Genomic DNA, 751 nt, shown 5'->3' on the forward strand with positions numbered 1-751 from the left:
TGCGTTGTTTGTGTTGGATTCCGGTTTGCGGCGGGTTCCGATCGGTGTGGTTGGTGAGTTGTATGTCGCGGGGCGGGGTGTGGCACGCGGTTATGTGCGACGGCCGGGCTTGACGGCATCGCGATTCGTCGCGTGTCCGCTCGGCCCTTTGGGTTCGCGGATGTATCGCACCGGCGATCTGGTTCGTTGGAATCACGACGGCGAGCTGGAGTATGTGGGTCGCTCTGACGATCAGGTGAAGATTCGTGGTTACCGCATCGAAATCGGTGAAGTGGAAGCAACACTCGCTGCCTTGACCGGAGTGGAGCGTGCGGCAGTGGTGGCCCGTGATACCGATACCGGCAAGCAGTTGATTGGCTACGTCGTACCTACCGAGGTGTCTGCGGGAATCGATGGTGGGGCGCTGCGCGAACGAGTTGCCGCGCGATTGCCTGCGTACATGGTTCCGGCCGTGGTGATGGTCATCGACGAGTTGCCGTTAACTGTCAACGGCAAGCTGGACAAATGGGCGTTGCCCGAGCCGCAATTCGCCAGCGGCGTTCACAGAGCGCCGTCATCTCCGGTTGAAGAAATTATCTCCGGCATTTTCACGAAGGTTCTCGACCTGCCGCGAGTCAGCGTGGACGACTCCTTCTTCGACCTGGGCGGCAACTCGCTCTCTGCGATGCGTGTCGTAGCCGCCGTGCAGGAAACCTTCGACTGTGAAATCAGCGTCCGTGCACTCATGGAAGCCCCCACCGTAGCGGGCCTG

The 751-nt window shown here is 60.7% G+C and carries 1 protein-coding gene; it reads left to right on the forward strand.

The window, feature by feature from the left end; genetic code table 11:
- Positions 1-751 (forward strand): phosphopantetheine-binding protein (locus CH276_RS11290; protein ID WP_141214695.1); only part of this gene is annotated, 751 nt, incomplete at both ends.

The sequence above is a fragment of the Rhodococcus sp. 06-470-2 genome (assembly GCF_002258235.1).
Taxonomy (GTDB): domain Bacteria; phylum Actinomycetota; class Actinomycetes; order Mycobacteriales; family Mycobacteriaceae; genus Rhodococcoides.